The following is a 2015-nucleotide window of genomic DNA, read 5'->3' on the forward strand; positions in this document are numbered from 1 at the left end:
CGTTCGACGCTACCGCCGCTGGTGAGAATCATCGTGTCCTCTGAAATGCGTGCTGACAGATTGGCGTGATATCCGCGGAACAATAGCCCTGCTTCCTTCAGCTTGTGTGCTGCTTCCATCAGTTCTCGCTTCTTCTGTTGCACCTGATCCATGATGCTCACTCCCTGTTTATCAATCTATACTGCACTTTACAGTATAGTGTCACGAAAAGCAAGCTGTTATTTGTGAATCTGTGTCCCCTTCGTAGGATCCATCAATATCAAAGGCAAAAGGCGCTCGACGTCGTTTGTCTCGCGCCTTTTCAAGCGTGTCGATGTTGTCACGTATGATGAATGGCACAACGGTTTGGTCCGATTTCCAATTCGGTCGCTTTTTCAGGGGATACAGATAGCACACCGCGATTGATGCTCACAATATCCTCATAGTTCGGCGGAGTGGCACCGACTGAATTCGCGACTGTCTCCGTGAACGTTTCGCGATCTTCGGTACGCATGATTTCGTTCTTACGCCGAATCTCTCCAAGTGTTTCTCCGACATACCCGGCCGCATTGATTTCTTGAATATCCGCATAGTGCGCGGGGAGGACGAGCACGTCGTCAGAAAGCTGGGCTATCGTGCGAAACACCGTATCGTACAAGGCTTGTGCCCATTCGCGGGCCTTGCCACCGAGGTCTGGGCGACCGAGTCCGCCCACAAAAATCGTGTCTCCTGACAGCAAGAACTGATCGTTGACCAAGAAGGACATGCTTCCGGGTGTGTGACCCGGCGTAGGAATGGCCAAGACCTTGACATTCACTTGGCCAAATTGAATCACGCTGTGCTTTTCGAGTGGTTCATAGGGCCGGTCTGAACCTTGCATTTCACTGGCTGAGATGTAGTACGTAGCACCTGTTTTCTGCGCGAGTTCGGGCCCGCCTGTGATGTGGTCCGCGTGCAGGTGAGTGTCCATGATGTGCTCAATCTGTGCCCCTTCCTGCTCTGCGACCCGCACATACTCGTCTAGGTGTCGACTCGGGTCGACCACAAGCGCTTTTCCGTCGGAAATCACCATATAGGACAGGCAACCCTTCGCCAGACGGTTGAACTGGATAAGCTTCAAATTCTCATCATCAACAATCGTCACGGGCACGTAAAACTGACTCCAAGCGAGCATGCCACCTTCTAGAACACTCACATCGTAACCACGTTGATCAAGCAGTTCTGCCACCATTTGAGCAGAGCCGCCCTTTGCGCATACCGTGATGATCTCTGTGTCTTTCGGAAGGTCCGCATAGAGCGCGTCGTTGTCATCCAGGAAATCAAAGTACGGAATGTTGATGGATCGCAATTGGTTACCTTCGATTTTCCAATCCTGATACTCCTCAGGGTTGCGAACATCCAAGATGAACAGCGATTCCCCGGAATCCATTTTGCGATGAAGTTCAGCGGCAGAAATCGTGCGGATGGCCATAATGCTACTCCCTTCCTCATGGTTCATGATTAGATTTACCGATAAGCTTTTGTGGCATCCCTCTGTGCAGAGGAGATGAATACCCATGTGGGTATATACCCTAGTGGGTATGTTAGAGGGGATGGGGTGGGGTTGTCAAGATTTCATTATGAAATGCAGCAGGAATTACTTATGATTCGCGGGATACGTGCTCGTTCTGCTGAAAGAGAGAAAGGAATTCTAAGAAGAATGGCGAATGTATCTTTAGACTTCGACATGAGGTTTGTATTTGCTTGAGTATGTCGAATCGTAAGTGATGATGTCGATAAAAACATCGGCAAGCAATGGAATCCGAGGACAACGAATCATATAGGAGGCGTTTCAGGGCAAACCAACGGAAACGTTGGGACGCAAAGCTACGGGTCTACGGGGACTTGGACCTAAGATCGCCGGGCTGCCGCTTTCACGAATGGAAACATGGGGACAGCTTGCTGGGGCGAGCTGCCCCTTTTGTGATACGAGAAGACGGGGGAAGAACGATGGAAAACATAAACTTAGAAAATAAACCCTCCCGGGGGGGGGGGGG

At 50.6% G+C, this 2015-nt stretch carries 1 protein-coding gene and 1 riboswitch; the gene reads right to left on the bottom strand.

All coding sequences use genetic code 11. The features are described 5' to 3' along the window. Positions 1 to 319: 319 nt before the first annotated feature. The gene (locus AS26_RS13460) at positions 320 to 1450 is read right to left on the bottom strand and encodes an MBL fold metallo-hydrolase (RefSeq protein WP_062310624.1); all 1131 of its coding nucleotides are present in this window, start codon (positions 1448 to 1450) and stop codon (positions 320 to 322) included. 354 nt (positions 1451 to 1804) lie between these two features. After that, a riboswitch (cyclic di-GMP riboswitch) is annotated at positions 1805 to 1891 on the top strand. The last annotated feature ends 124 nt before the right edge of the window (positions 1892 to 2015 follow it).

This window comes from Alicyclobacillus sendaiensis NBRC 100866 (assembly GCF_001552675.1).
Taxonomy (GTDB): domain Bacteria; phylum Bacillota; class Bacilli; order Alicyclobacillales; family Alicyclobacillaceae; genus Alicyclobacillus; species Alicyclobacillus sendaiensis.